This is a genomic window from Aquabacterium olei (genome assembly GCF_003100395.1).
In the GTDB taxonomy this organism is placed as follows: Bacteria; Pseudomonadota; Gammaproteobacteria; order Burkholderiales; family Burkholderiaceae_C; genus Aquabacterium; species Aquabacterium olei.
In genome coordinates this window covers 1,368,390-1,392,140 of sequence record NZ_CP029210.1, presented here as the reverse complement: position 1 = coordinate 1,392,140, position 23,751 = coordinate 1,368,390, and the positions used below count along the sequence as shown (strand labels likewise).

The following is a 23,751-nucleotide window of genomic DNA, read 5'->3' as shown; positions in this document are numbered from 1 at the left end:
AGCGGGTCAGGCTGGGGCGACGGCAGGTCGATGCGGCGTCTGGTGTCTTCACAGGCATTCCAGTCATGTCGTTGTCGGCGGCAAAAAAACGCCCCCTGGGGTTACCCCCCAAGGGGCGAACCGCTCTGCTTCTTGGTTCATCCCGTCGTCAAAAGGCGGGGACGGGCACCCGCCTGATCTCGCCTTACTTGGCTTCCGGCTCGTCCTTCTTCTTGTCGTTTCCGGGGATGTAGGGGCTCCAGGGCTGGGCCTTGACCGGGCCCGGGGTCTTCCAGACCACCTTGAACTGGCCGTCGGCCTTCACCTCGCCGATGAACACCGGCTTGTGCAGGTGGTGGTTCTTCTCGTCCATCTTGGACATGAAGCCACCCGGGGCCGGGAAGGTCTGGCCGGCCATCGCGGCAATCACCTTGTCCACATCGGTGGTGCCGGCCTTCTTGACGGCCTGGGCCCACATGTTGATGCCGATGTAGGTGGCTTCCATCGGGTCGTTGGTCAGCGGCTTGTCCTTGTGGCCGGCGATGTTCTTGGCCTTGGCATAAGCCGACCACTTCTTGATGAACTCGGTGTTGGCCGGGCTCTTGACGCTCATGAAGTAGTTCCAGGCAGCCAGGTGGCCGACCAGCGGCTTGGTGTCCACGCCGCGCAGTTCTTCTTCACCCACCGAGAAGGCCACCACGGGCACGTCCTTGGCCTTCAGACCCTGGTTGCCCAGTTCCTTGTAGAAGGGCACGTTCGAGTCGCCGTTGATGGTCGAGACCACGGCCGTCTTCTTGCCTTCGGAAGCGAACTTCTTGATCTTGGCAATGATGGTCTGGTAGTCGGAGTGGCCGAAGGGGGTGTACTCCTCCATGATGTCGGCCTCGGCCACACCCTTGGACTTCAGGAAGGCGCGCAGGATCTTGTTGGTGGTGCGCGGGTAGACGTAGTCGGTGCCCAGCAGCACGAAGCGCTTGGCCGAGCCGCCGTCCTTGCTCATCAGGTATTCCACCGCGGGAATGGCCTGCTGGTTGGGCGCGGCGCCGGTGTAGAACACGTTCTTCTCGAGCTCTTCACCTTCGTACTGCACGGGGTAGAACAGCAGGCCGTTGTTCTCCTTGTAGACCGGCAGCACCGACTTGCGCGACACCGAGGTCCAGCAGCCGAAGGTCACGGCCACCTTGTCCTGGGTCAGCAACTGCTTGGCCTTCTCGGCGAACAGCGGCCAGTTCGAGGCTGGGTCCACCACCACGGGTTCGAGCTTCTTGCCCAGCAGGCCGCCCTTCGCGTTGATCTCGTCGATCGCCATCAGCACGGTGTCCTTGAGCACCGTTTCCGAGATGGCCATGGTGCCGGACAGCGAGTGCAGCACGCCGACCTTGATGGTGTCTGCGGCCGAAGCCATGGTGCTGAAGGCCAGACCGGCGACGCCCAGGGCGACAGCAGACAAGGACTGGACGGCGCTACGACGCGAGATGTTCATGTGAAGGCGCTCCTTTGAAGCGGTGGGTTGAACGTGAACAAGGGGAACCAGGTTCTGATCCGGGGCGCCCTGTCGGGCCCTTGTGCGATCAGATGGGTTCAGTGTGCCGAGGGGGTCGCAAAGGCGGAATACGCCACATGGCGTATCGGTGGTGCAGGGGCTCACGCGGACGGCATGTCCACGTCAAAGAAGTTGACGCTATCCGTTCGATAGGCAACGACAATGACTTACCCCCTCCAGTTTGGGCTCCGCGCACCGAAATGAGTCAGCAAAGCGCTGTTTGTCTAGAACAAACAGCATCCATGTGTCAGCTGTACTGGGGATAACAAATGGCTTTGAATCGCATGACCGTCCGAAAACGCCTGGCCGTCGGCTTCGGCGTGTTGCTCGGCGTGCTGGTGGTCGTCACGGCCATGGCCGTGGTCAAGGTGCAGTCCATCAAGCGCGCGCTGCAGGCCAACAGCGCGGAACACTCGATGATCCAGCGCTACGCCATCAACTTTCGGGGCTCTGCGCACGACCGCGCCATCGCGGTCCGCGACGTCGCACTGAGCAGGACGCCCGAGGAACGCAACAAGGAGCTCGCTGCGATCAACAGGCTCGCCAAGTTTTATGCCGACTCGGCTGCGCCGCTGGAAAAGCTGCTCGCAACCTCGGTCGATGCGGGCGATCTCGCTCCGCTCTACCGCAACATCAAGGACATCGAGGGCCGGGCGGTCGCATCGACGCTGGCCGTGATCCAGCGCGTGGATGCCGGCGACACCGATGGCGCGCACCAGGTTCTCTGGCACGACGCCAAGCCGCAATACGAGCAGTGGCTGGCTGCCATCAACAGGCTGATCGATTACGAAGAAGCCAAACTGCAGGCCAAGAACAAGATTGCGCTGGACGAAGCACAGGGCTTCCTCGCCGTGATGCTCGGCGTGCTGGCCACGTCGCTGGCGGGAGGCGCCTGGCTGGCCTGGGTGATCGGCCGCAGCATCCTTGCGCAACTCGGGGCGGAACCATTGGCGCTGAGCGACATTGCCCAGCGGGTGGCCCAGGGCGACCTCAACCCGGTGCTTGGCGGGCACACCGCGCCCGACGGCAGCGTGCTGGCTTCGCTCGCCGCCATGCAGACGAGCCTGGCGGAAGTGGTCGGCCGGGTGCGAAAGGCCTCGGATGCGATCGCGAGTGGTTCCACCGAGATCGCTCATGGCAGCGTCGATCTGTCGTCTCGAACCGAGCAGCAGGCATCCAGCCTGCAGCAGACAGCCGCTTCGATGGAGCAGATGAACGTCAGCGTGAAGGGCAATGCAGACGCAGCGCGCCAGGCCACCCAGCTTGCTGGCACGGCAAGCGCTGCGGCTGAGAAGGGTGGCACGGTGGTCGGCGAGGTCGTCAGCACGATGGACGACATCACGGAGAGTTCGCGCCGCATCGCCGACATCATCACCGTGATCGACGGCATCGCCTTCCAGACCAACATCCTGGCGCTCAACGCGGCGGTGGAGGCAGCCCGGGCCGGCGAGCAGGGTCGCGGCTTTGCGGTGGTGGCGGGCGAGGTGCGCAGCCTGGCGCAGCGCAGCGCCGAGGCAGCGCGCGAGATCAAGTCGCTGATCGGCTCGAGTGTCGAGAAGGTGGATGCGGGCTCGCGGCTGGTGCGCGAGGCCGGCGCAACGATGGAAGACATCGTCACCCACGTGCGCAGCGTCTCGACACTGATTGCCGAGATCAGCTCCGCCACATCACAACAGGCCACCGGCATCGGCGAGGTGAGCTCGGCGGTGGCCGGCCTGGATCGCACCACGCAGCAGAACGCCTCGCTGGTGGAGCACAGCGCCTCGGCTGCGGCCACGCTCAAGACCCAGGCAGAACAGCTCGCGAGCGCGGTGCGCGTTTTCCGGCTGCGCGACAGCGTGGCCTGAGCGAATGGAGGCGGGGCCCCTAGAATGCAACGCCCCGCCTTCGCAGCCTTGCCTCCGCCTGCACCATGCCCTTAGACCCCCGGCTGCATACCAACAGCCAGACCGTGACCCTCAGCTTCGAGGGCACCCTGATCCAGAGCTGCATGCGCCTGGGCGACCCGGACGACCTGGTGCTGGACTACACCCGCACCATGATGGGCGCCCTGCTCTTCAACCCAAAGCCACGCCGCGTGCTGATGATCGGGCTGGGCGGCGGGTCGATGCTCAAGTACCTGCACCGCCATGTGCCCGAGGCCGACCTCACCGTGGTCGAGATCAGCCAGAGCGTGATCGATCTGCGCGACGCCTTCCACATCCCGCCCGACGACGACCGCCTCCGCACGGTATGCGACGACGGCGCAAAGTTCATGGTGAAGCCACCGCACACCTATGACCTGATCCTCGTCGACGGCTTCACGGGCGATGGCATTGCCGAGCCGCTGTGCTCACGCAGTTTCTACAACCACTGCCGCAAGGCGCTGACGCCCGAGGGGCTGCTGGTGGCCAACGTGCAGGCCGACACCGACCAGACCCGCGAGATCGGCAAGCGCCTGTTCAAGGCCTTCTCGGGCTCGATGATCTCGGTGTTGTCCGACGAGGGCGGCAACGACATCGTGACGGCCGGGCCGCGGCACCTGTTCGAGCAGTGCCGGGCCGATTTCGAGGGGCACTGGCAAGCCCTGGGGCCCGCGCACCAGGCCACACTGGCGGTGACGTCGCAGCGCATTCAGCGGGCGCTGATCAAGGGATTCCCGATCGGGTGACGCTATGCTGCGGCATGAGCTTCCGCTTCTGCCCTCAATGCGCCACGCCACTGCTGGACAAGCCGGTAGACGGCGCCCAGCGCCTGCGCTGCCCGGACACCGCCTGCGGCTTCGTCCACTGGGACAACCCGGTGCCGGTGGTCGCGGCCATCGTCGAACACGAAAACCACATCATCCTGGCCCGCAACGCCGCCTGGGCCGTGCCCTTCTATGCCCTGATCACCGGCTTCCTGGAGAAGCATGACCCCAGCCCGGAAGAAGCCGTGCTGCGCGAGGTGAAGGAAGAGCTCGGCCTCGACGCCACGCAACCAGCCACCTTCGTCGGGCATTACGCCTTCCCCAGGAACAACCAGATCATCCTGGCCTACCACGTGGTCGCCGAGGGCACCATCACGCTCAATGAAGAGCTGGTCGACTACAAGCGCATCCTTCCACAGAAGCTGCGCTACTGGCCCGCCGCCACCGGCCTCGCTTTGCGTGACTGGCTGCTGAGCCAGGGCCACACGCCCGAGGCGCTGGAGCTGCCCAAGCTGTAAGCCGTGCAAGGCGCCTCAACGGGCCGCAAGCAGGCCGAGGAGACCGGACTCAGCGGGCCTTCAGCTGCCCCACCCGGCTCATCGCCAGCCCTGCCGCCGCCGTGCGCGTCTCCACCCCCAGCTTGGCAAAGATATGCTCGAGCTGCTTCTTGACCGTGGCCGGGCTGCTGCCCAGGATGTCGCCGATGTCGCGGTTGGTCTTGCCCTTCACCACCCAGTACAGCACCTCGCCCTCGCGCGTGGTGAGCTTGAACTCCTGGCTCAGGGCTTCCATCGCAGCCTGGTCGGAGCTTTCCTGCATCACCAGCAGCCACTCGTCTTCGCCCGTGGGCTGGTGCAGCGCAAAGCTCAACCGACGGCTACCCTGGTTCACCACCCAGGCCGGCGGGAGGGGCGGTGCCTCGCCGCGCTCGATCGCCTGCGCCATGCGTGGCGCGTGCAGGCGCAGCCAGTCGGCCAGCTCCGCCGGGGCAGCCGTCTCCGGCACGTCGAAGAAGGCCTGCATCAGCTTGCGCGCCAGCGGCGTCTGCCACAGGATGCGTCCATCCGGGACGCGCACGGTCATCGACGCATGACCGAACGCATCCAGCGCATTGCGCGCCTGCCGGGCCTGCCGGGCACTGTGCATGTGGGCCTCGATGCGGGCCAGCACCTCGCGTGGCCGAATGGGTTTGACCACGTAATCCACGCCGCCCGCCTGGAAGGCCGCCACCACATGCTCGGTCTCGCTCAGGCCGGTCATGAAGACGATGGGGATGTGGCTGGTTTCGGCGGTGGCCTTCAGACGCCGGGCCACTTCGAAGCCGTCCATGCCGGGCATGACGGCATCCAGCAGGATGATGTCGGGCACCATCTGCGAAGCCCGTTGCAGCGCGGCCTCGCCGTGGGTGGCCACCAGCACGGTGTAGCCGGCTTCGTCCAGCGCATCGTGCAGCAAGGAGAGGTTGTCCGGCACGTCGTCCACGATGAGGACGACGTCGGTACGGCTGCGGTCGAGTGTCTCCAGCATCGGTTCAGGCTCTGTGCATCACGGCGCCGATTGTGCCTGCGCCAGCGCCTCGCGCAGGCTCGAGGCCATGGCATCGAGCTGAAACTGGCGCGCCATCGTCCGCATGCGCTGCACGAAGGCCTCGCAGGCCGGCTCGTCGGCGGCCATCTGGTCGAGCGCCTGGTGCACGCCCCGCATGTAGCCAGTGTGCACTTGATCCTCCAGCCGGCGCAGGGCGTCGTGCGACGGCAGCGAGGCCGTCGGGGCCGCTGTCGCGGGCGCCGGCACCACCGAGCCGGGCGCCCCCCGGTCGGTGACCGACTCGATCCACTGCAAACCTAGTCGGCGCCCCAGCCAGTCCAGCAGTTCACTCACGCGCACCGGCTTGACGATGAAGTCGTCGGGCGTGATGCCCACATCGTTTTCCAGCGCCTTGTCGAACGCGTTGGCCGACACGATGGCCGACGGCGCGTCGCACAGGCGCTGCTCACGGATGGCGCGCAGCGTGTCCCACCCGTCGAGGCCGGGCATGGCCAGATCCATGAACAGGGCATGGGGCAAGGCCAGCGGCGGCGTAGCGCGCAACTGCGCCAGGCACGCCACGCCAGACGGCAGCGGCGTCACCTCGAAGCCCAGCGGCTCGAGGATGCGGACCAGCAGGCCGCGGTCGGCCTCTTCGTTGTCCACCACCCAGATGCGGCGGCGCTCGCCGACGTAGCCCGTGCGCTGCCCGCGGCGTGGCGCCGCCTGGGCCAGGCCGGCCACCCGCACCTGGGGCAGGAACAGTCGGATGCTGAACGTCGTGCCGATACCTGGTGCGCTCTGCACCCGCATCTCGCCGCCCATGAGGTCCGTCAGCATCTTGCTGATCGTGAGCCCCAGCCCTGTGCCACTGGCCGAGCTGCCGGCCGCCGATGAACCCCGCGCGAACGGCTCGAACACCTTGTCGAGCTCCTCCTGCGCAATCCCGGGCCCCGTGTCGGTGATGTCGATCTGCGCAATCTCTCGCGCATAGCGCACCTTGAAGCACACCTCGCCGGCATGGGTGAACTTCACCGCGTTGCCCAGCACGTTGATCAGGATCTGGCGCACACGCCTTTCGTCGGCCCGCACCACGTCGGGCAGGCCCGGGTCGATGTCGGCGACGAAACGCAGCTGCTTGGCGCGCGCCTCGGGCTCGATGAGGCTCACCATCTGATACAGCAGCTCCGGCAGCCGGACCGGCTTCACGTCCAGCGTGAGCTTGCCGCTTTCAATGCGCGCGATGTCGAGCGTGCCTTCGATGAGCGACAGCAGGTGGTCGCCCCCCCGCTTGATGACACCCACGGCGTGCTTGACGTGCTCGGGCAGCTTCTCGTCTTCATCAAGCAGCTGGGCATAGCCGAGGATGCCGTTGAGTGGTGTGCGCAACTCATGGCTGATGGTCGAGATGTAGCGGCTCTTGGCCAGGTTGGCCTGCTCGGCGGTCTGCTTGGCCTGCTGCAGCTTCTCGTCGGTGACGCGGTGCGAGGCAATCTCGCGCACCAGCAGATGGGTCTGCCGGTTCGATTCTTCCTGAGCCACCTGACGGCTCTTGTGCGTGAGCACCACCCACCACGCCACCACGCCCACGATCAGCACGAGCGCGGCGAACACCTTGGTGAAGGCCTGCTGGAGCAGCTGGGCCGGGTCCATCGCGGTGGGCACGATGCTGTCCAGCTCGCGCAGCTGCTGCTGGAACACCAGGCCGAACAGCGCGCCCAGCAGGCCCGTCAGCACCAGCATCACCACCAGGAACTGGCCCAGTTCGGTGTCCACGCGCTGCCACAGGCGATCCGGCAGCAGCCGCCGGCCCAGCGCCCGCCACTGCACGGCCCAGCGCGCGTGTGGCTTGCACAGGTCCTGGCAGCGCGCATCGAGCGAACAGCACAGCGAGCAGATGAAGCCCTGGTAGGCCGGGCATTGCGCCACGTCGTCCTGCTCGTATTCGCGCTCACACACCGTGCAGCGGTGCAGTGCGCGCAGGCGGATCACCTTGCTCAGTGGCCGGCCCGCAGGGATGCCGGCTGGCTCATGGCCCTCCGCAGCCGCGGCGGCTTGGGGCTCGAACTGGGCCCGCGCCAGGTAGTAGCGCCCTTTCGTGGCCCAGGCGATCAAAGGCGACACGACGAAGGCGACGACCATGGCGATCACCGCCGAGAAGGCCTGGGCAAGCTCGCCCAGCAGCCCCACATGGGCCAGCACCGACACCAGCGAGGCCACGCCCATCGCGCCCACCCCGACCGGGTTGATGTCGTACAGATAAGCCCGCTTGAACTCGATGCCCGGCGGCGACCAGCCCAAGGGCTTGTTGATGACCAGATCGGCCACCACCGCCATGATCCACGCGATGGCGATGTTGCCGTACAGCCCCAGCACCTTGCCCAGCGCCTGGAACAGATTCAGCTCCATCAGCAGCAAGGCAATCACGGTGTTGAACACGACCCACACCACCCGCCCGGGGTGGCTGTGCGTGACCCGCGCAAAGAAGTTCGACCACGCCAGCGAACCGGCATAGGCATTCGTCACGTTGATCTTGATCTGCGACACGACGACGAACAGCGCCACCGCGGCAATCGCCCAGCGTTGATCGGGAAAAACCTTCTCCCACGCGACGAGGTACATCTGGTTCGGATCCAGCGCCCGCTCGACCGGCACGGCGAAGCTCATGGCCAGCCAGGCCAGCAACGCACCGCCCAGCATCTTCAGCACGCCGGGTATCACCCAACCCGGCCCGCCCACGAACACCGAGGCCCACCAGCGTGCGGGCTGCCCGGGCCGGGCCTCCGGCATGAAGCGCAGGTAGTCGGCCTGCTCGCCCATCTGCGTGATCAGGGCCACGCCCACCGTCAGCGCCGCACCGAAGCCCAGCACACTGAAGGCGCCATGCTGCCCATCGGCGCCCGCATAGCCGGCCAGGTCATGCAGGATCGTCGGGTGATCCTGAAAGACGTAGACATAGGGCACCACCAGCATCACCAGCCACAAAGGCAGCGTGAACAGCTGCAGCCGGCTGATGGTCGTGACCCCGTGGGTGACCAGCGGGATCACCACCAGCGCGCAGACCAGGTAACCCCAGGCGGGCGGGATGTCGAAGGCAAGCTCCAGCGCATAGGCCATGACGGCGGCTTCGAGCGCGAAGAAGATGAAGGTGAAGCTCGCGTAGATCAGCGAGGTGATGGTCGAGCCGATGTAGCCAAAGCCCGCGCCCCGCGTCAGCAGGTCCATGTCGACGCCGTGCCGGGCGGCATAGACGCTGATCGGCCAGCCGGCCAGCAGGATGATCAGCCCCGTGGCCAGAATGGCCCAGAAGGCGTTGAGGAAGCCGTGCTCGACCAGCAAGGTGGCTCCCACCGCCTCGAGCACCAGAAACGACGAGGCCCCGAACGCGGTGTTGGCCACACGCCAGTCGCTCCAGCGGCGCGCCGAGCGGGGCGTGAAGCGCAGGGCATAGTCTTCCAGCGTCTCGGTGGCCACCCAGGTGTTGTAGTCGCGTCGCACCTTGACGACACGCTGCAGCGCCTCGCCGGGCGCCGCGTTCAGGGCTGGACTGTTTTGGTCTGGGTCTTGCATAGTGAAGGATCAAGCCGGCCTGACACCGCAATTTCAGTGCCGCAGCCCTGCCTGGCTCCACACGAGACACCATGGAACTGACCCCTCGCGAAAAAGACAAGCTGCTGATCTTCACCGCCGCCCTGCTGGCCGAGCGCCGCAAGGCCCGCGGGCTGAAGCTGAACTACCCGGAAGCGGTGGCGATGATCACGGCCGCCATCATGGAAGGCGCACGCGACGGCAAGAGCGTGGCTGCGCTGATGAGCGAGGGCAAGACCGTGCTGAGCCGCGCCGACGTGATGGACGGTGTGGCCGATCTGATTCCTGAGATTCAGGTGGAAGCCACCTTCCCGGATGGCACCAAGTTGGTGACCGTGCACCAACCGATTGCATGACACCGTACAACCCGGCGCGCGATGCACCAATCAAGCGCATTGCGCCAACGACGTCATAAGCTCACGCACCACGCCGCCCCTCTCGACCGGCCTACCGGCCGCACTGTCTACCCGACGAGCACCACGATGAAGCACGCCATTCACACTGCCCTGACCGCCTTCGCCACCGGCCTCACCTGCCTGTCTGCCCATGCCCACGAAGGCCACGGCATGCCGGGCGTGGCGCACTGGCACAGCACCGACGTGCTGGGCTTCCTGGCCGCCGCCGTGGCCGTGGGCGCGGCCGTCTGGTTCAAGGGCCGCAAGTGATGACGCCCGGCGAACTGCTCACCGACGGCCCGGACATCGAGCTCAACCCGGGCCGCCGCACGTTGACCTTGGTGGTCGAGAACGCGGGCGACCGTCCCATCCAGGTCGGCTCGCACTACCACTTCGCCGAAACCAACGGGGCCCTGCGCTTCGACCGTGAGGCCGCGCGCGGCATGCGTCTGAACATCGCATCCGGCACCGCCGTGCGCTTCGAGCCCGGCCAGCAACGCACCGTCGAGCTGGTGGACTACGCCGGCGACCGCGTGGTCTTCGGCTTCCGCGGCCTTGTTCAGGGCGCGCTCTGACGCCCTGCACGCCCCCAGCCCCCTTCACATCGCCCCACCCTGCCCCGACTGGATTCCTGACGATGGCAAGCATTCCCCGACGCGCGTATGCCGAGATGTTCGGCCCCACCACCGGCGACCGCGTGCGCCTGGCCGACACCAACCTCATCATCGAGGTCGAGCGTGACCTGACCTTGCAGGCCGGCGGCTACGGCGAAGAGGTGAAGTTCGGCGGCGGCAAGACCATCCGTGACGGCATGGGCCAGAGCCAGCGCATGAACGGCCCGGAGGCTGGCGACGCGTGTGACTGCGTGCTGACCAACGCACTCATCCTCGACCACTGGGGCATCGTCAAGGCCGACATCGGCATCAAGGCCGGCCGCATCGTCAAGATCGGCAAGGCCGGCAACCCCGACGTGCAACCCGGCGTCGACATCGTCATCGGCCCGGGCACCGAGATCGTGGCCGCCGAAGGCATGATCGTCACGGCCGGCGGCATCGACACGCACATCCACTTTATCTGCCCGCAGCAGATCGAAGAGGCGCTGATGAGCGGCGTGACCACCATGATCGGCGGCGGCACTGGCCCCGCTACCGGCACCTTTGCCACCACCTGCACGCCGGGGCCCGACAACATCGCCCTGATGCTGAAGGCGGCCGAGGCCTTCCCCATGAACATCGGCTTTCTGGGCAAGGGCAATGCCTCGCAGCCCGAGGCGCTGCGCCAGCAGGTGAACGCCGGCGTGATCGGCATGAAGCTGCACGAAGACTGGGGCACCACGCCCGCGGCCATCGACACCTGCCTGAGCGTGGCCGAAGAAACGGATGTGCAGGTCGCCATCCACACTGACACGCTGAACGAATCGGGCTTTGTGGAGGACACCGTGGCCGCGTTCAAGGGCCGCACCATCCACAGCTTCCACACCGAAGGCGCGGGCGGTGGCCACGCACCCGACATCATGAAGGTGGTGGGCGAGCCCAACGTGCTGCCCTCGTCGACCAACCCGACGCGCCCCTTCACGGTCAACACCATCGACGAGCACCTCGACATGCTCATGGTGTGTCACCACCTCGATGCCTCGATCGCCGAAGACCTGGCCTTCGCCGAAAGCCGCATCCGCCGTGAAACGATTGCCGCCGAGGACATCCTGCACGACCTGGGCGCCATCAGCATGTTCAGCTCCGACTCGCAGGCCATGGGCCGCGTCGGCGAGGTCATTCTGCGCACCTGGCAGACGGCTCACAAGATGAAGGCCCAGCGTGGCGCCCTGCCCGGCGACACGGCCCGCCACGACAACGCGCGCGTCAAGCGCTATGTGGCCAAGTACACCATCAACCCGGCGCTCGCCCACGGCGTGTCGCACGAAGTGGGCAGCGTCGAAGAAGGCAAGTGGGCCGATCTGGTGATCTGGAAGCCCGCCTTCTTCGGCATCAAGCCCAGCATCATCATGAAGGGCGGCTTCATTGCGGCCGCGGCCATGGGTGACCCGAACGCCTCGATTCCCACGCCGCAGCCGGTGCACTACCGCGCCATGTTCGGCAGTTTCGGGGGCGCCCTGCAGCGCACCTCGCTGACCTTCATGAGCCAGGCCGCCATCGCGGCCGGCCTGCCCGAGCAGTACGGCCTGAAGAAGACCATCGTGGGCGTGAAGGGCTGCCGCACCGTGAAGAAGGCCGACATGGTGCACAACCACTATCTGCCGAAGATGGAGATCGATGCGCAGACCTACCAGGTGCGTGCCGACGGCCAGCTGCTGGTGTGCGAGCCGGCCACCGAGTTGCCCATGGCGCAGCGTTACTTCCTGTTCTGACGCACACTGCCGGGCATGCTGACCGTCAACAAACTCCTCCCCCAAGGCCAGGGCCTGGCCTCCGTGCTGCTCAAACGCGCTGCCACCGTCGAACTCGACTGGGACGTGCGCCAGAAGAGCCGCTTCGACGCCACCGACAGCCAGGGCCGCACCCTGGGCGTGTTCCTGCCCCGCGGCACCGTGGTGCGCGGCGGCGACGTGCTGGTGACCGAAGATGGCGCAATGATCCGCGTACAGGCGGCCCCGCAGCCGGTGCTGGTGATCACGCCCTGCGCCGAGCACGGCTCGCCCTTCGACCTGGTGCGAGCCGCCTACCACCTGGGCAACCGCCATGTGCAGATCGAGCTGCAGCCCGACTACCTGAAGATCGAGCCCGATCACGTGCTGGCCGACATGCTGCGCGCCATGCACCTGACGGTGCGCGAGGCCACCGAAGGCTTCGAGCCCGAAGGCGGTGCCTACGCCAGCGGCGGGCATGGGCATCACGGCCACAGCCATGACCACGGCGGGCACGACCACGCGGGGCACGACCACGACCATGGACACGCCCACGGCACGGCCAACCCGCCCCACGGCGCCCCCGGGCACGTGCACGGCCCGGGTTGCAGCCATGGTCATCACGATCACGCCGCCCCCGCCGCCAGCGCCAGCCGCGGCAAACCCATTGGCATCGCCGTGAAGGCCGCACCGGCGCCGCACGTGCACGGCCCGGGCTGCGGTCACGACCACGATCACGACCACTGAATGCCGCGCGTCCTGTCTCGCCCGGCGCCGCTCTCGCCTGGCGCCCGGTTGCATCTGATGTGGCTGGCCTCGCCCGCCTTGCCGGTGGGCGGCTTCAGCTACTCCGAAGGCCTGGAGGCCGCGGTCGATTCGGGCCGCGTCACCGGTGAAGCCGACGCCGCCGCCTGGCTGCGCGACCAGCTCCACCTGGCCGTGGCCCGCAGCGACCTGGCCGTGGTGGCACGTGCCGTGCCGGCCTGGCAGCGACATGACCTTGCCCGCGTGCACGAACTGAACGACTGGGTGCTGCAGACCCGCGAGACCAGCGAGTTGCGGCTGCAGACCGAGCAGATGGGCCGCTCGCTGGTTGAGTGGCTGCGCAACCGCGGGGGTGGCGCACAGGCCGATGCCGACGACGCCAGGCTGGCCCAGTGCGCGGCCCTACCGCCCGCCCCCACCTGGCCCGTCGCCTTTGCGCTGGCCGTGGCGCAGTGCCTGCCCGCCGCCGCCCCCGGTCAGGACAGCGACGCCGCCCTGCGCGAAGCCCTGTTGAGCTTCACCTTTGGCTGGGCCGAGAACATGGTGCAGGCAGCCATCAAGGCCGTGCCGCTGGGCCAGAGCGCCGGCCAGCGCATCCTCCAGGCCCTGGTGGACGCCATCCCCGACGCCATCGACCACGCCCTGACCCTGCCCGACTCGCAGCGCCAGGCCTTCACCCCCATGCTGGCCATCCTGAGTGCCCAGCACGAAACGCAATACTCCCGCCTGTTCCGATCATGAGCAACCTGCACCACATCCCCGGCCGCACCAAGAAACTGCCCCCGCTGCGCGTGGGCGTGGGCGGCCCGGTGGGCTCCGGCAAGACGACCCTGCTCGAGATGCTCTGCAAGACCCTGCGCGAGCAGTACGACCTCGTCGTCATCACGAACGACATCTACACAAAGGAAGACCAGCGCCTGCTGACCGTGGCGGGTGCGCTGGATCCGGAACGCATCATGGGCGTGGAGACCGGCGGCTGCCCGCACACCGCCATCCGCGAAGACGCCTCGATCAACCTCGAAGCCGTCGACCGCATGCTGGCCAAGTACCCGAACGCCGACATCGTCTTCATCGAGTCGGGCGGCGACAACCTGGCCGCCACTTTCAGCCCCGAGCTGTCCGACCTCACCATCTACGTGATCGACGTGGCCGCCGGCGAGAAGATCCCGCGCAAGGGCGGCCCCGGCATCACCAAGAGCGACCTGTTCGTGATCAACAAGACCGACCTGGCCCCCTACGTGGGCGCCAACCTCGAGGTCATGGAGGCCGACACGAAACGCATGCGCCCGACGCGCCCGTTCGTGATGACGAACCTGAAGACGAAGGCGGGGCTGGACCAGGTGATCTCGTTCATCGAGACCAAAGGGATGCTCAAGACCGCGTGACCTCGGGGGCTTGCCGCGGCAGGGTCAGCATCGCACGCAGGCCGCCATCGAGCGCAAAGACCAGGTGCCCGCCATGCCGGGCCGCCACCTGGCGCGCGATCGACAGCCCGAGCCCCGCCCCGTCTCCCCGCGCACCGAGTCGATCGAATCGGTCGCCCAGCCTGGGCAGGTCCTCCGGACGCACACCCGGGCCGGTGTCGTGCACGACAACGGCGACACCGCCCTCCATCGGATCGACCGCGACCCGCACCTCACCACCTGAGGGCGTGTACTTCAACGCGTTGCTCAGCAGGTTGTCGACCGCCATCGCGATCCACTCCGGGTGCCCGGGCACGTGCGGCACGCCGAGGGCAGCCTGCAAGGACACCTCCAGGCCACGTGCCAGGGCGGCCACCGCGACCGCGGCCACCCGGTCTTGCACCAGCGCAGCCAGATCCAGGTCATGCCGCCAGCCGGGCGTGGCGCTCAAGGGCGCTTCCGTGTCATGGTCAAGGCGGGCCAGCGCGAGCAGCTCGTCGGTCAGCCGCGTGGCCCGGTCGAGCGCCTGCATGGCGTTCGCCAGCGCCGTCTCACGCACTTGCGCCTCGTCTGCCCCGCGTGCCACCTCGATCTGAGCCCGGCAGGCCGCCAGCGGCGTGCGGAGTTCGTGTGAGGCATCGGCCGTAAAGCGCCGTTCGGTCGCCAGGGTTCGTGCCAGCCGCGTCATCAGCGCGTTGATCTCCTGCACCAGCGGCACGGTTTCCGACGGCTGCCCGGCCTCACTCACCGGCGCCAGATCCACCGCACGACGCCGCGCAATCTGTTTGCCCAATTGATGCAAGGGCATCAACCCCCTGCGCACCCCCCAACGTACCACCGGCGTGAGCAAGAGCACCGTGGCCAGGGTTGGCAAGCCCAGGCCCAGCGCCAGCGCCCGTGCCAGTTCGTTGCGTTCGGTCATGGGCTTGAGCACCGCCAGCCAGCGCCCGGCCTGCGCCTGCTCGAACCACCACACCCGCCAGCCGAGCCCACCGACATCCACGGTGCTCGCGGTGCGCAAGCCGGCCGGGTCACGTGGGCGTTCGGCAAACGCCAGCGGTGGCGCCATCGGGCTGCGGTACAGCAACGCCCCCTGTGGTGACCACGCCAGCACGGCGAGGTCCACCCCGTCGCCGTCGGGCTCGTCGATCAGCATCTCGTCCAGCGACTCATGCAATGCCGCGACGGACTGCGGCAGCAGGGGCAAGGCCACCGCCATCAGCTGCTGGTCGTAGATCTCGTCGACCTCCTCCACCACAGACCAGTACGTCCATGCGGCCATCGCCACCCACACCGGCAGCAAGACCACCAGCAGGCTGCGAACCAGCCTTGCGCGCAAGGACGTGCTCACGCTGTCGCCTTCGCCGGGTTGAGCACGTAGCCCACACCCCGGATCGTCACGATCCAGTCTGCCCCCAGCTTGCGACGCAGGTGGTGCACGTGAACCTCGACGGCATTGCTCGCAATGTCTTGCCCCCAGTCATACAGCGCCTCGGTCAACTGGGCCTGAGACTGCGGGCGCTGCGGCGATCGCATCAATCTGGCCAGGATGTCGAACTCGCGCACGGCGAGCGTCACGGGTTGCCCATGGCATGTCACGGTGCGCGAGGCGGGGTCGAGACTCAGTGCCCCCCAACGGAACACCGGCGCCGCCTGCCCTGCCGCGCGTCGCCCCATGGCCCGCAGTCGGGCCGCCAGCTCGGCCATGTCCACGGGTTTGATGAGGTAGTCGTCGGCCCCCGCGTCCAGCCCGGCCACGCGGTCCTCGATGGCATCGCGGGCCGTCAGGAACAGCACCGGCGTGGCGTCACCGCGCTGACGCAGTGCGGTCAGCACGGCCTCGCCAGGCATGCCGGGCAACTGACGGTCCAGCACGATGGCGTCGTAGCGGTGGGTCGCGAGCGCCGTCATGGCGTGCTCACCCGACGCCACCCAATCGACCGTCATGCCCGACTGCCGCAGGCCTTGCTGCAAGCCGTTGCCGAGCAGGCTGTCATCCTCCACCAACAGGATCCGCATGGCCGTCTGCCACCCTTTCATCGGCCTTCAGGCCGGCATGATGGTAAGCCCACGCAGCCCCCTGATACCAGCTGATCGCATCGGCCACGGCATCCCAGGGCGCGGATACGGGCTCGGGCAGTGCGCGCCCCTGCGCCACCCGCGTCGAGCGGACACCGCCGCGCGGATCCAGCCGCACCAGCACCCCGTCGCGCACCACCCCCAGATCCTGGTAGGTGCTGATGAAGGCCCGCTCGCGGCCGGGCTCCAGGTCAAACAAGTCATACCCGAGGAAGCGGCTCTCGTAGCGGAAGTTCAGCAACCCCAGCAAGGTGGGCGCGATGTCGATCTGGCTGGCGAGGCGGTCGACCTGCTTCGGACCGATGTATGCAGGCGCGTAGACGATGGCCGGGATGTGATAGCGCTCCAGCGGCAGATCGGTCTTGCCCGCGCTGGCCGCACAGTGGTCGGCCACGATGACGAACACCGTGTCGCGGAACCACGGGTGCTTTGCTGCTTCGTCGATGAAGCGGCCAATGGCCCAGTCCGTGTACTTCACGCCGCCCGCGCGCCCCGTGTGCGAGGGGATGTCGATGCGGCCGTCCGGATAGGTGAACGGGCGGTGGTTCGACGTGGTCATGACGTGCATGAACGACGGGCGCCCCTTTGCGTACGATGCATCGGCCTGCTGCATCGCCAGCGTGAACAGGTCTTCGTCGGCCACGCCCCAGATGTTCTCGTGGTGGATCGCCGCGGCGGGGATGGACAGGCGGTCCACGACCTCGTAACTGTTGGCGGAAAAGAAGGCGTTCATGTTGTCGAAGTAGCCGTACCCGCCATACACATAGCGTGTGTCATAGCCCTTGGCGCGGAACACGCTGCCCAGCGAGAACAGCCCCTCGTTGTGCGGCCGCTTGACGATGGACTGACCGGGCGTGGGCGGCACGGCCAGCGACAGCGCCTCCAGACCGCGCACCGTGCGGGTGCCCGTGGCATACAAACGCGTGAACAGCAGCCCCTCTCGGGCGAGCTGGTCCAGTCGGGGCGTCAGGCCATCCCGGTTGCCGAAGGCAGCCATGAAGTCGGCCGACAGGCTCTCCACCGAGATCAGCACCACGTTGAGGTGACGTTCCGGCACACCATAGTCCACCAGCCGCGTCAGGTCGTCCGTGCCCCGGTTGCGCAACCGGGCGTGCGGCGTCGCCAGTTGCCGGCGCAGGCGTGCCAGCGCATCCTCGGCCGGCAGGCTCTGATAGAAGTGCTCGAAATCGAGTTCGTTGTGGCGCAACGCGGCAAAGAACTCGTAGACACCGTCGCCGCTGAGGTCGTTGAGGTAGCGGTTGTCCGAGTGCTGCTTCATGTCAGCACGCACGGCAAGATGGCCTGGCGCCAGCAGCATCCCGATCACCACAGGCAGCGCCCAGGTCAGGCGGCCCTTGGCCTCGGTGGCGGCGGCCGGCATCAGCACGCGCCGCCCGAACCACACCGCGCCGACGGACACCAGCGCCATGAGGCCCAGCAACTTGCCCACGGGATAGGACTCCCGGATGTTGCCCACCACCTCATGGGTGTAGAGCAGGTAATCCACCGCGATGAAGTTGAAGCGGGTGCCGAATTCTTCCCAGAAGAGCCACTCGGCCGTGCAGACGAACAGCATCAGCATCAGCCACGCAGCGAGCCCGCACGCGGTGAGCGCGCGCCACCCGTGGCGTGCCCACCAGGCGGCCGGAGACAGGGCGAGGTAGAGGGCCAGCGGCCACAGCAGCGACGCGCCCGCGAGCGCATCGAACATCAGCCCACGCCCCATGACCTGCCCCGCCGTGCCAAGCGAGATGGGAGCCTGGCCGCCGATGCGCCACCACAGCAGGGCGCGCAGGGCGCTGGAGAGAAGAAGGAAGAGTCCCCACCAGCGGAGCCAGGTCTGCCAACCAGCCGGTCGGGAAGGTACACAGGACTGCATCGCGCGCCACGCCATCAAAGAATGAAGACGTCATTGAACGCACGCTGCCTTATCCCAGCCTTAAGGAAAAAGGGGCCTGAGGCCCCCATGCACGCTGCCTCTCCGGCGGTTGACGCTCAGTTGCCGCGACGGCGGCGCGACAGCCCGCCCGCCACGGCCAGACCGGCCAGCACCAGGGCGTAAGACGAAGGCTCGGGCACCACGGCCACCAGCTTCTCGCTGCCCTTGCCATTCAGCGCGGTACCCTGTAACTTGACGGCAAAGCGGAAATCCGGCGTGCCGAGGTCGGCCAGGCTCACACCACTCAGCTGGAACGAAATCGACTCGCCCGCATTGACGCCCGCCTTCGACGACGGCTTCAGCGCGGCCACCGAGTAGTCGACATTCCAGCCCAGGCTGGTCGGCAGGTGGGCGGCCTCCTTGGTGGCTTTCTGAAAGCTCACGTCCCCGGTGGTACCCGCGAACGACACCGAATCACCGCTGCCGACTTCGAAGCTCACACCGGCGATGAACGACTGGTTGCCGTCCTGCAGGGCGTTGGAGATGGTCAACAGCCCGGCATCGCTGAGCGACCAGCTCAGCACCGAAGAACCCGTGCCATCGCAACTCGTGGTGCCCGCGCAAACGAAACCACCGGTGCTGGCCTGGGCCGACATGGACCCGACCATGGCAACGGCCAGCGCGACGCCCTTGACCACGAAAGAAAGCTTGCTCATTTCAGATGTTCCCTTCTTTGTTAGAGGCCCTGATGGGGGCCTTCGCAGAAGAGTGTCCGATAGAGCCAGGGAAGAATCTACGCCCAACCGCGGGGCTCGAGGTGTAACGTCCGTAGCGCGAGGCAAGCTGGCGTCGGGTACGCCGTGGACGACGACGCAGGTGGTCCCCCCGCCAGGAATCGAACCTGGATTTCTCGCTTAGGAGGCAAGCGTACTATCCGTTGTACTACAGGGAGAGACCAGGGCGCCGAGTGTACAACCAAGCCGGCCGGCCCTCGCGGCTCACTCGGGCGCCACGTCTTCGGACACGCGCAGTTCCTGCACGGTGTAGCCCTCGCGCGTCAGCGCCTCACGCAGCCATTGCGGCTGTGCACCCTGCCCGTCCCACGTCTCACCGCTCAATGGATGACGGTACCGGTGGCGGGCCGGCGGCGGAGACTCATCCGGCCGCGGCACGGCTGCCACAACGGGGGCATCGGAGTGCAGCTCGCTTGGCGTGATATGCCAAAAATCCACGAGCTTGCGGATCGCACGCAGCACGGCCTCTTGTTCTGGGGTCATCATGGCGGGCCTCTGGAGGGCCGGGCGTTTCAACCGGGAGTCCGGTTCACGGACGTGATGCTAGCAAACCGATCATCGGCTACCGGACATCGTGTGATTTCGCTGGCAGTTTCCCCTCAAATTTCGGCCCGTAATGCCGAATACCCCTCTACATTCCCTCATCCCCATTGCCAACGGGGATCCGCAGACAGGACGGGCCGTTTGCTTCCTGTCAAGCACAACCCTTGACTGCTGAACACCATGCGCGTGAACCTGCCCGTCATCGATGAGCCCTTCCCCTACCCTCGGGGAATGTCGCTCGTCTCCACCACCGACCTGAAGGGCCGCATCACCTATTGCAACCCGGCCTTCATCCACGTCAGCGGCTACACGCGGGACGAACTGCTGGGACAACCCCACAACATGATCCGGCATCCGGACATGCCGGGGGAGGCCTTCCGGGACATGTGGTCCGCCATCCAGGCCGGCCGGCCATGGTCGGGGCTGGTGAAGAACCGCCGCAAGGATGGTCGGCACTACTGGGTGCGCGCCAACGTGACGCCGCTGATGCAGGGCAGCGAGCCCGTCGGCTTCATGTCCGTGCGCACCGAGCCGGAGGCCGCCGAGATCGACGCCGCCACGCGGCTGTACGCCCAGATGCGCGCCGAAGCCGAATCGGGTGCCCGCACGGTCGGGCTGCACAACGGGCGCGTGGTGCGTCTGGGCTGGCGCGGCAAGCTGTCCGACCTCACCTACATGGATCTGGCCGGCGAGCTGACCGTGGCCTCCGTCATCATGACGGCGCTGGGCTTCGGCCTGGGCATGCTGGTCGAACACGGTCTGGAGGCACTCGGCAACGCCAAATGGTTGCTCGCCGCGCTGTTCATGCTGGGCATCGGCCTGCTCGGCCGCGTCGTCTTCAGTCGACTGGCCGTCGCGCCGTTCCGCGACCTGCTGAGCTTTGCCAACCGCATGGCAGCCGGCGACCTCACCGTGCCCATCCATTCCGACCGGCTGGACATCGTGGGCCAGTTCACGCGGGCGCTCAACCAGTTGCAGGTCAACCTGCGAGCCATCGTGAGCGACGCGCGCACCGAGGTCGACCAGATGCTGATCGCCACCCGCGAGATCGCCTCGGGCAACCAGGACCTCTCCGGCCGCACGGAAGCCCAGGCCAGCAGCCTGGAGGAAACGGCGGCTTCGATGGAGGAGATCACCGGCACCGTGCGCCAGAGCGCCGACACCGCCCAGCAGGCGGCCCAACTTGCCGAGCAGACCACCAGCATCACGCAACGCAGTGACCAGGCGGTCGACAACCTCACCCGCACAATCCGCGCGATCGAGGAATCGTCCTCGCGCATCAACGACATCATCCAGGTCATCGACAGCATCGCCTTCCAGACCAACATCCTGGCGCTCAACGCCGCGGTGGAAGCCGCACGGGCGGGCGAGCAAGGGCGCGGTTTTGCCGTGGTGGCCGCCGAGGTGCGGGCCCTGGCGCAGCGCACTGCCACCGCCGCCAAGGAGGTCAAGCAACTCATCACCGACTCGGGCGAGAAGGTCAAGGCCGGCGCCGACATGAGCGAAGCCGCACGCGTGTCCATGCGCGAGGCGCTCACCTCGGTCGACCAGGTCGGATCGCTGGTGGGCACGATCAGCCACGGCGCGCGCGAGCAACTCAGCGGCATCTCGCAGATCAACCAGGCGGTGTCGCAACTGGACGGCATCACGCAGCAGAACGCGGCGGCCGTGGAGCAGATCGCGGCCGCCTCCATGTCGATGGCCGAGCGCGCCCGCGTGCTGGCCGACTCGGTGAAGGTGTTCCGCCTCGACGCCAGCGACAAGCACCACGGCGACACCGATGCCGTGGCGCTGCGCAAGGCCGCCAAAACCGCGCACGAGGCCGCACCCGCCTCCCGCTGAACCTGCGTTCACCCCCTGGCACGCGGGCCGTGCCAGGGGTTAATCCTGAGCCGCGCCGAGGCAATCCGGGCGATTTCGTGAGCTGGGCTGGCTAGACTCGACTGAGTCTGCCCTCGCCCCTCTGCCATGAAACTCGCGCTGCTGTCCGACCTCCACGCCAACCGCCAGGCCACCGAAGCCGTCTACGCCGACGCCCTCGCGCAGGGCTTCGACCGCCTCGTGTTCCTCGGGGATTACGTGGACTACGGCGGCGACCCGGGCTGGACGCTGGATTTCGTGCGTGCACGGCAGGCGGAAGGCGCCCTGTGCGTGCGGGGCAACCACGATGACGCCCTGGGCGAGCACACCACCAGCCAGATGGCGGACCACGTCATGCCCTCGCTCGCGTGGACCAAGGCCCAGCTGACGCCGGCGCAGCGTGACTGGGTGATCGGCCTGCCGCTGACCGCCGAGATCGGCCCCTGTCTGGTGGCCCACGCGAACGTCCACGACCCCGCCCACTGGGAGTACCTGCAGGGCCGCATGGAGGCCACGCGCAGCCTGTTTGCCACCCAGCACCAGTTCGTGTTCTGCGGCCACATGCATCAGCCCTGCCTGTACCACCTGTCGGCCACCGGCAAGGCGGGCGAGTTCATGCCGGTCGGCGGCGTGCCCATCAACCTGTCGCCCGCGCGGCGCTGGCTGGCCATCCCGGGCTCGGTGGGCCAGCCACGCGACGGCAATCCGGCGGCGTGCTACGCCACCTTTGACACGGATTCAGCCCTGCTCACCTTCCATCGCGTACCTTATGACCATGAGACCGCCGCACGCCGTGTGCGCGAGGCAGGTCTGCCCGAGGCCCTCGCAGAAAGGCTGATCGATGGACGATAAGGAGACGACCCTGACGGCGCCTGCACCGCGTCTGCAGGAAGGCATGGTGATCGACGGCTTTCTGCTCAAGCAGAAGCTGCACATGGGCGGCATGGCCACGCTGTGGGACGTGGTCCGTGTGGACGGACAGCCCGGGCCCGGCGATGGCGAAGGCCCGCTCATCATGAAGATCCCGCGCATCAAGGGCGGCGAAGATCCCGCCACCATCGTCGGCTTCGAGGTCGAGCAGATGGTCATGCCCATGCTCAAAGGGCCGCACGTGCCGCGTTTCATCGCGAAGGGCGATTTCATCCGCCAGCCCTACATCGTGATGGAGCACATTCCGGGCGTGTCGCTGCGCCCCCGGCTCGATGAGGCACCCCTGCCTGCCGACGACGTGGCCAGCATTGGCGCGCGCGTGGCCGTGGCCCTGCATGCGCTGCACAAGCAGCACGTCGTGCACCTCGACATCAAGCCGAGCAACATCCTGTTCCGGCCCGATGGCACCGTGGTGCTCGTGGACTTCGGCCTGTCGCGGCACGACCAGCTCCCCGATCTGCTGGAGGAAGAGTTCTCGTTGCCCATGGGGACAGGGCCCTACATCTCGCCGGAGCAGGTGCAGTTCGTGCGCAACGACCCGCGCAGCGACCTGTTCGCCCTGGGCGTGATGCTCTACCACCTGAGCACGGGCCAGCGGCCTTTCGGGCAGCCCAACACCGTGAGCGGGCTGCGCAAGCGGCTCTACACGGACCCGGTGCCACCGCGCGCCATCAAGCCCGATCTGCCGCCGTGGCTGCAGGAGGTCATCCTGCGCTGCCTGGAGGTCGATCCCGACAAGCGCTATCAGAGCGCCGCCCAGATCGCCCAGGACCTGCAGCACCCCGACCAGATCGCGCTGACACCGCGCGCAGACCGCCTGGGCACCAGTGGCAAGCTCAAGACCCTGAGCCGCTGGTTCAAGGCCATGGGCAATGAGCCCAAGGTCGAGACCACGACCGTGGGCCATGTGGAGCGCTGCCCGATCATCATGGTGGCGATCGGCGTGAAGACCGGTACACCGGAACTCGACCAGAAGCTGCTGTCGACCGTGCGCCGCATCCTTCAGATCGAGCCCGGCGCCCGGCTGGCCTGCGTGAGCATCATGAAGACCAACCGCATCGGCATGGACACCCTGACCGACGAACAGGGCAACAGCCTGCACGTGCAACAGCTGGTCGCGATCAAGCACTGGGCCCGCCCGCTGCAGCAGGACCTCAAGCTCGACGAGCAGCGCCTGACGTTTCATGTGCTCGAGGCGCCGGACACCGCCGCCGCCATCGTCGATTTCGCCAACCGCAACCAGGTCGACCACATCGTGATGGGCGCGCGGGGCAACTCGGCGCTGCGGCGCTATCTGGGCAGCGTGAGCGCGCAGGTGGTGGCCGAGGCCGAATGTTCGGTCACGGTGGTTCGCGTCTGAGGGGGCACGCCCCATCACATCGGCCATCCCGATGATTTGAATTCGAACATTTTAGTTTTCATGATTGATCGGAAGC

21 protein-coding genes and 1 tRNA gene are annotated in these 23,751 nt (G+C 67.2%); 13 read left to right on the top strand and 9 right to left on the bottom strand.

Annotated features, from left to right (window positions below; translation table 11 throughout):
* Positions 1–184: 184 nt before the first annotated feature.
* Positions 185–1,462 (bottom strand): urea ABC transporter substrate-binding protein, encoded by a 1,278-nt coding sequence (urtA, locus tag DEH84_RS06255; RefSeq protein WP_179950619.1) that lies wholly within the window; start codon positions 1,460–1,462, stop codon positions 185–187.
* 344 nt (positions 1,463–1,806) lie between these two features.
* Here urtA and DEH84_RS06250 point away from each other — a divergent pair, with 344 nt between their 5' ends.
* The 3 genes from DEH84_RS06250 (at position 1,807) to DEH84_RS06240 (ending at position 4,708) form a co-directional block, all read left to right on the top strand.
* On the top strand, positions 1,807–3,369 hold the full coding sequence (locus DEH84_RS06250) for a methyl-accepting chemotaxis protein (RefSeq protein WP_281262563.1): 1,563 nt from the start codon (positions 1,807–1,809) through the stop codon (positions 3,367–3,369).
* A gap of 65 nt (positions 3,370–3,434) precedes the next feature.
* Complete coding sequence (locus tag DEH84_RS06245; RefSeq protein WP_109035759.1) at positions 3,435–4,172, top strand: spermine/spermidine synthase domain-containing protein; 738 nt, start codon at positions 3,435–3,437, stop codon at positions 4,170–4,172.
* 14 nt (positions 4,173–4,186) lie between these two features.
* The gene (locus DEH84_RS06240) at positions 4,187–4,708 is read left to right on the top strand and encodes an NUDIX domain-containing protein (RefSeq protein ID WP_109035758.1); all 522 of its coding nucleotides are present in this window, start codon (positions 4,187–4,189) and stop codon (positions 4,706–4,708) included.
* Positions 4,709–4,757: 49 nt separating this feature from the next.
* Here the strand turns inward: DEH84_RS06240 and DEH84_RS06235 are convergent, their stop codons facing one another.
* Together DEH84_RS06235 and DEH84_RS06230 are read right to left on the bottom strand one after the other, a co-directional pair.
* On the bottom strand, positions 4,758–5,717 hold the full coding sequence (locus DEH84_RS06235; RefSeq protein ID WP_109035756.1) for a response regulator transcription factor: 960 nt from the start codon (positions 5,715–5,717) through the stop codon (positions 4,758–4,760).
* 18 nt (positions 5,718–5,735) lie between these two features.
* Positions 5,736–9,287, bottom strand: coding sequence for a hybrid sensor histidine kinase/response regulator (locus DEH84_RS06230; protein ID WP_109035754.1), 3,552 nt, complete (start codon positions 9,285–9,287; stop codon positions 5,736–5,738).
* 71 nt (positions 9,288–9,358) lie between these two features.
* Here DEH84_RS06230 and DEH84_RS06225 point away from each other — a divergent pair, with 71 nt between their 5' ends.
* From DEH84_RS06225 to ureG, 7 genes are all read left to right on the top strand, one after another.
* A complete protein-coding gene (locus DEH84_RS06225; RefSeq protein ID WP_109035752.1) occupies positions 9,359–9,661 on the top strand; it encodes an urease subunit gamma in 303 nt (100 codons plus the stop codon).
* Positions 9,662–9,787: 126 nt separating this feature from the next.
* Complete coding sequence (locus tag DEH84_RS06220; protein WP_109035750.1) at positions 9,788–9,970, top strand: hypothetical protein; 183 nt, start codon at positions 9,788–9,790, stop codon at positions 9,968–9,970.
* Positions 9,970–10,275, top strand: coding sequence for an urease subunit beta (locus DEH84_RS06215; RefSeq protein WP_109035748.1), 306 nt, complete (start codon positions 9,970–9,972; stop codon positions 10,273–10,275). Before DEH84_RS06220 ends, DEH84_RS06215 begins: the two co-directional genes overlap by 1 nt.
* Positions 10,276–10,337: 62 nt before the next feature.
* Positions 10,338–12,065 carry an urease subunit alpha gene (gene ureC / locus DEH84_RS06210; protein ID WP_109035746.1) on the top strand — a complete coding sequence of 576 codons (1,728 nt, stop codon included), beginning with the start codon at positions 10,338–10,340 and terminating at the stop codon, positions 12,063–12,065.
* 15 nt (positions 12,066–12,080) lie between these two features.
* The gene (gene ureE / locus DEH84_RS06205) at positions 12,081–12,809 is read left to right on the top strand and encodes an urease accessory protein UreE (RefSeq protein ID WP_109035743.1); all 729 of its coding nucleotides are present in this window, start codon (positions 12,081–12,083) and stop codon (positions 12,807–12,809) included.
* Positions 12,810–13,568 carry an urease accessory protein UreF gene (locus tag DEH84_RS06200; protein ID WP_109035741.1) on the top strand — a complete coding sequence of 253 codons (759 nt, stop codon included), beginning with the start codon at positions 12,810–12,812 and terminating at the stop codon, positions 13,566–13,568. It begins immediately after the preceding gene.
* Positions 13,565–14,212, top strand: coding sequence for an urease accessory protein UreG (gene ureG / locus DEH84_RS06195; RefSeq protein ID WP_109035739.1), 648 nt, complete (start codon positions 13,565–13,567; stop codon positions 14,210–14,212). Before DEH84_RS06200 ends, ureG begins: the two co-directional genes overlap by 4 nt.
* On the opposite strand, the gene DEH84_RS06190 is transcribed toward ureG, so the two are convergent.
* The 6 genes from DEH84_RS06190 to DEH84_RS06165 form a co-directional block, all read right to left on the bottom strand.
* On the bottom strand, positions 14,199–15,581 hold the full coding sequence (locus tag DEH84_RS06190) for an ATP-binding protein (protein WP_109035737.1): 1,383 nt from the start codon (positions 15,579–15,581) through the stop codon (positions 14,199–14,201). The two genes, ureG and DEH84_RS06190, sit on opposite strands and share 14 nt — an antisense overlap.
* On the bottom strand, positions 15,578–16,249 hold the full coding sequence (locus DEH84_RS06185) for a response regulator transcription factor (protein WP_109035735.1): 672 nt from the start codon (positions 16,247–16,249) through the stop codon (positions 15,578–15,580). The genes DEH84_RS06190 and DEH84_RS06185 overlap by 4 nt, the downstream gene beginning before the upstream one ends.
* Positions 16,224–18,188, bottom strand: a complete 1,965-nt coding sequence (locus DEH84_RS06180; RefSeq protein ID WP_159098883.1) for an LTA synthase family protein — start codon at positions 18,186–18,188, stop codon at positions 16,224–16,226. Before DEH84_RS06180 ends, DEH84_RS06185 begins: the two co-directional genes overlap by 26 nt.
* Positions 18,189–18,304: 116 nt before the next feature.
* Positions 18,305–18,904: a PEP-CTERM sorting domain-containing protein gene (locus tag DEH84_RS06175; RefSeq protein WP_109035731.1), complete on the bottom strand. Its 600-nt coding sequence runs from the start codon at positions 18,902–18,904 to the stop codon at positions 18,305–18,307.
* A gap of 161 nt (positions 18,905–19,065) precedes the next feature.
* A tRNA-Arg gene (locus DEH84_RS06170) sits at positions 19,066–19,140 on the bottom strand.
* 46 nt (positions 19,141–19,186) lie between these two features.
* Positions 19,187–19,468 (bottom strand): H-NS histone family protein, encoded by a 282-nt coding sequence (locus DEH84_RS06165; RefSeq protein WP_109035729.1) that lies wholly within the window; start codon positions 19,466–19,468, stop codon positions 19,187–19,189.
* Positions 19,469–19,705: 237 nt separating this feature from the next.
* Here DEH84_RS06165 and DEH84_RS06160 point away from each other — a divergent pair, with 237 nt between their 5' ends.
* From DEH84_RS06160 to DEH84_RS06150, 3 genes are all read left to right on the top strand, one after another.
* Positions 19,706–21,367, top strand: a complete 1,662-nt coding sequence (locus DEH84_RS06160) for a methyl-accepting chemotaxis protein (protein WP_109035727.1) — start codon at positions 19,706–19,708, stop codon at positions 21,365–21,367.
* 126 nt (positions 21,368–21,493) lie between these two features.
* The gene (locus DEH84_RS06155) at positions 21,494–22,237 is read left to right on the top strand and encodes a metallophosphoesterase family protein (protein WP_109035725.1); all 744 of its coding nucleotides are present in this window, start codon (positions 21,494–21,496) and stop codon (positions 22,235–22,237) included.
* Positions 22,227–23,675, top strand: a complete 1,449-nt coding sequence (locus DEH84_RS06150) for a bifunctional serine/threonine-protein kinase/universal stress protein (RefSeq protein ID WP_109035723.1) — start codon at positions 22,227–22,229, stop codon at positions 23,673–23,675. The genes DEH84_RS06155 and DEH84_RS06150 overlap by 11 nt, the downstream gene beginning before the upstream one ends.
* The last annotated feature ends 76 nt before the right edge of the window (positions 23,676–23,751 follow it).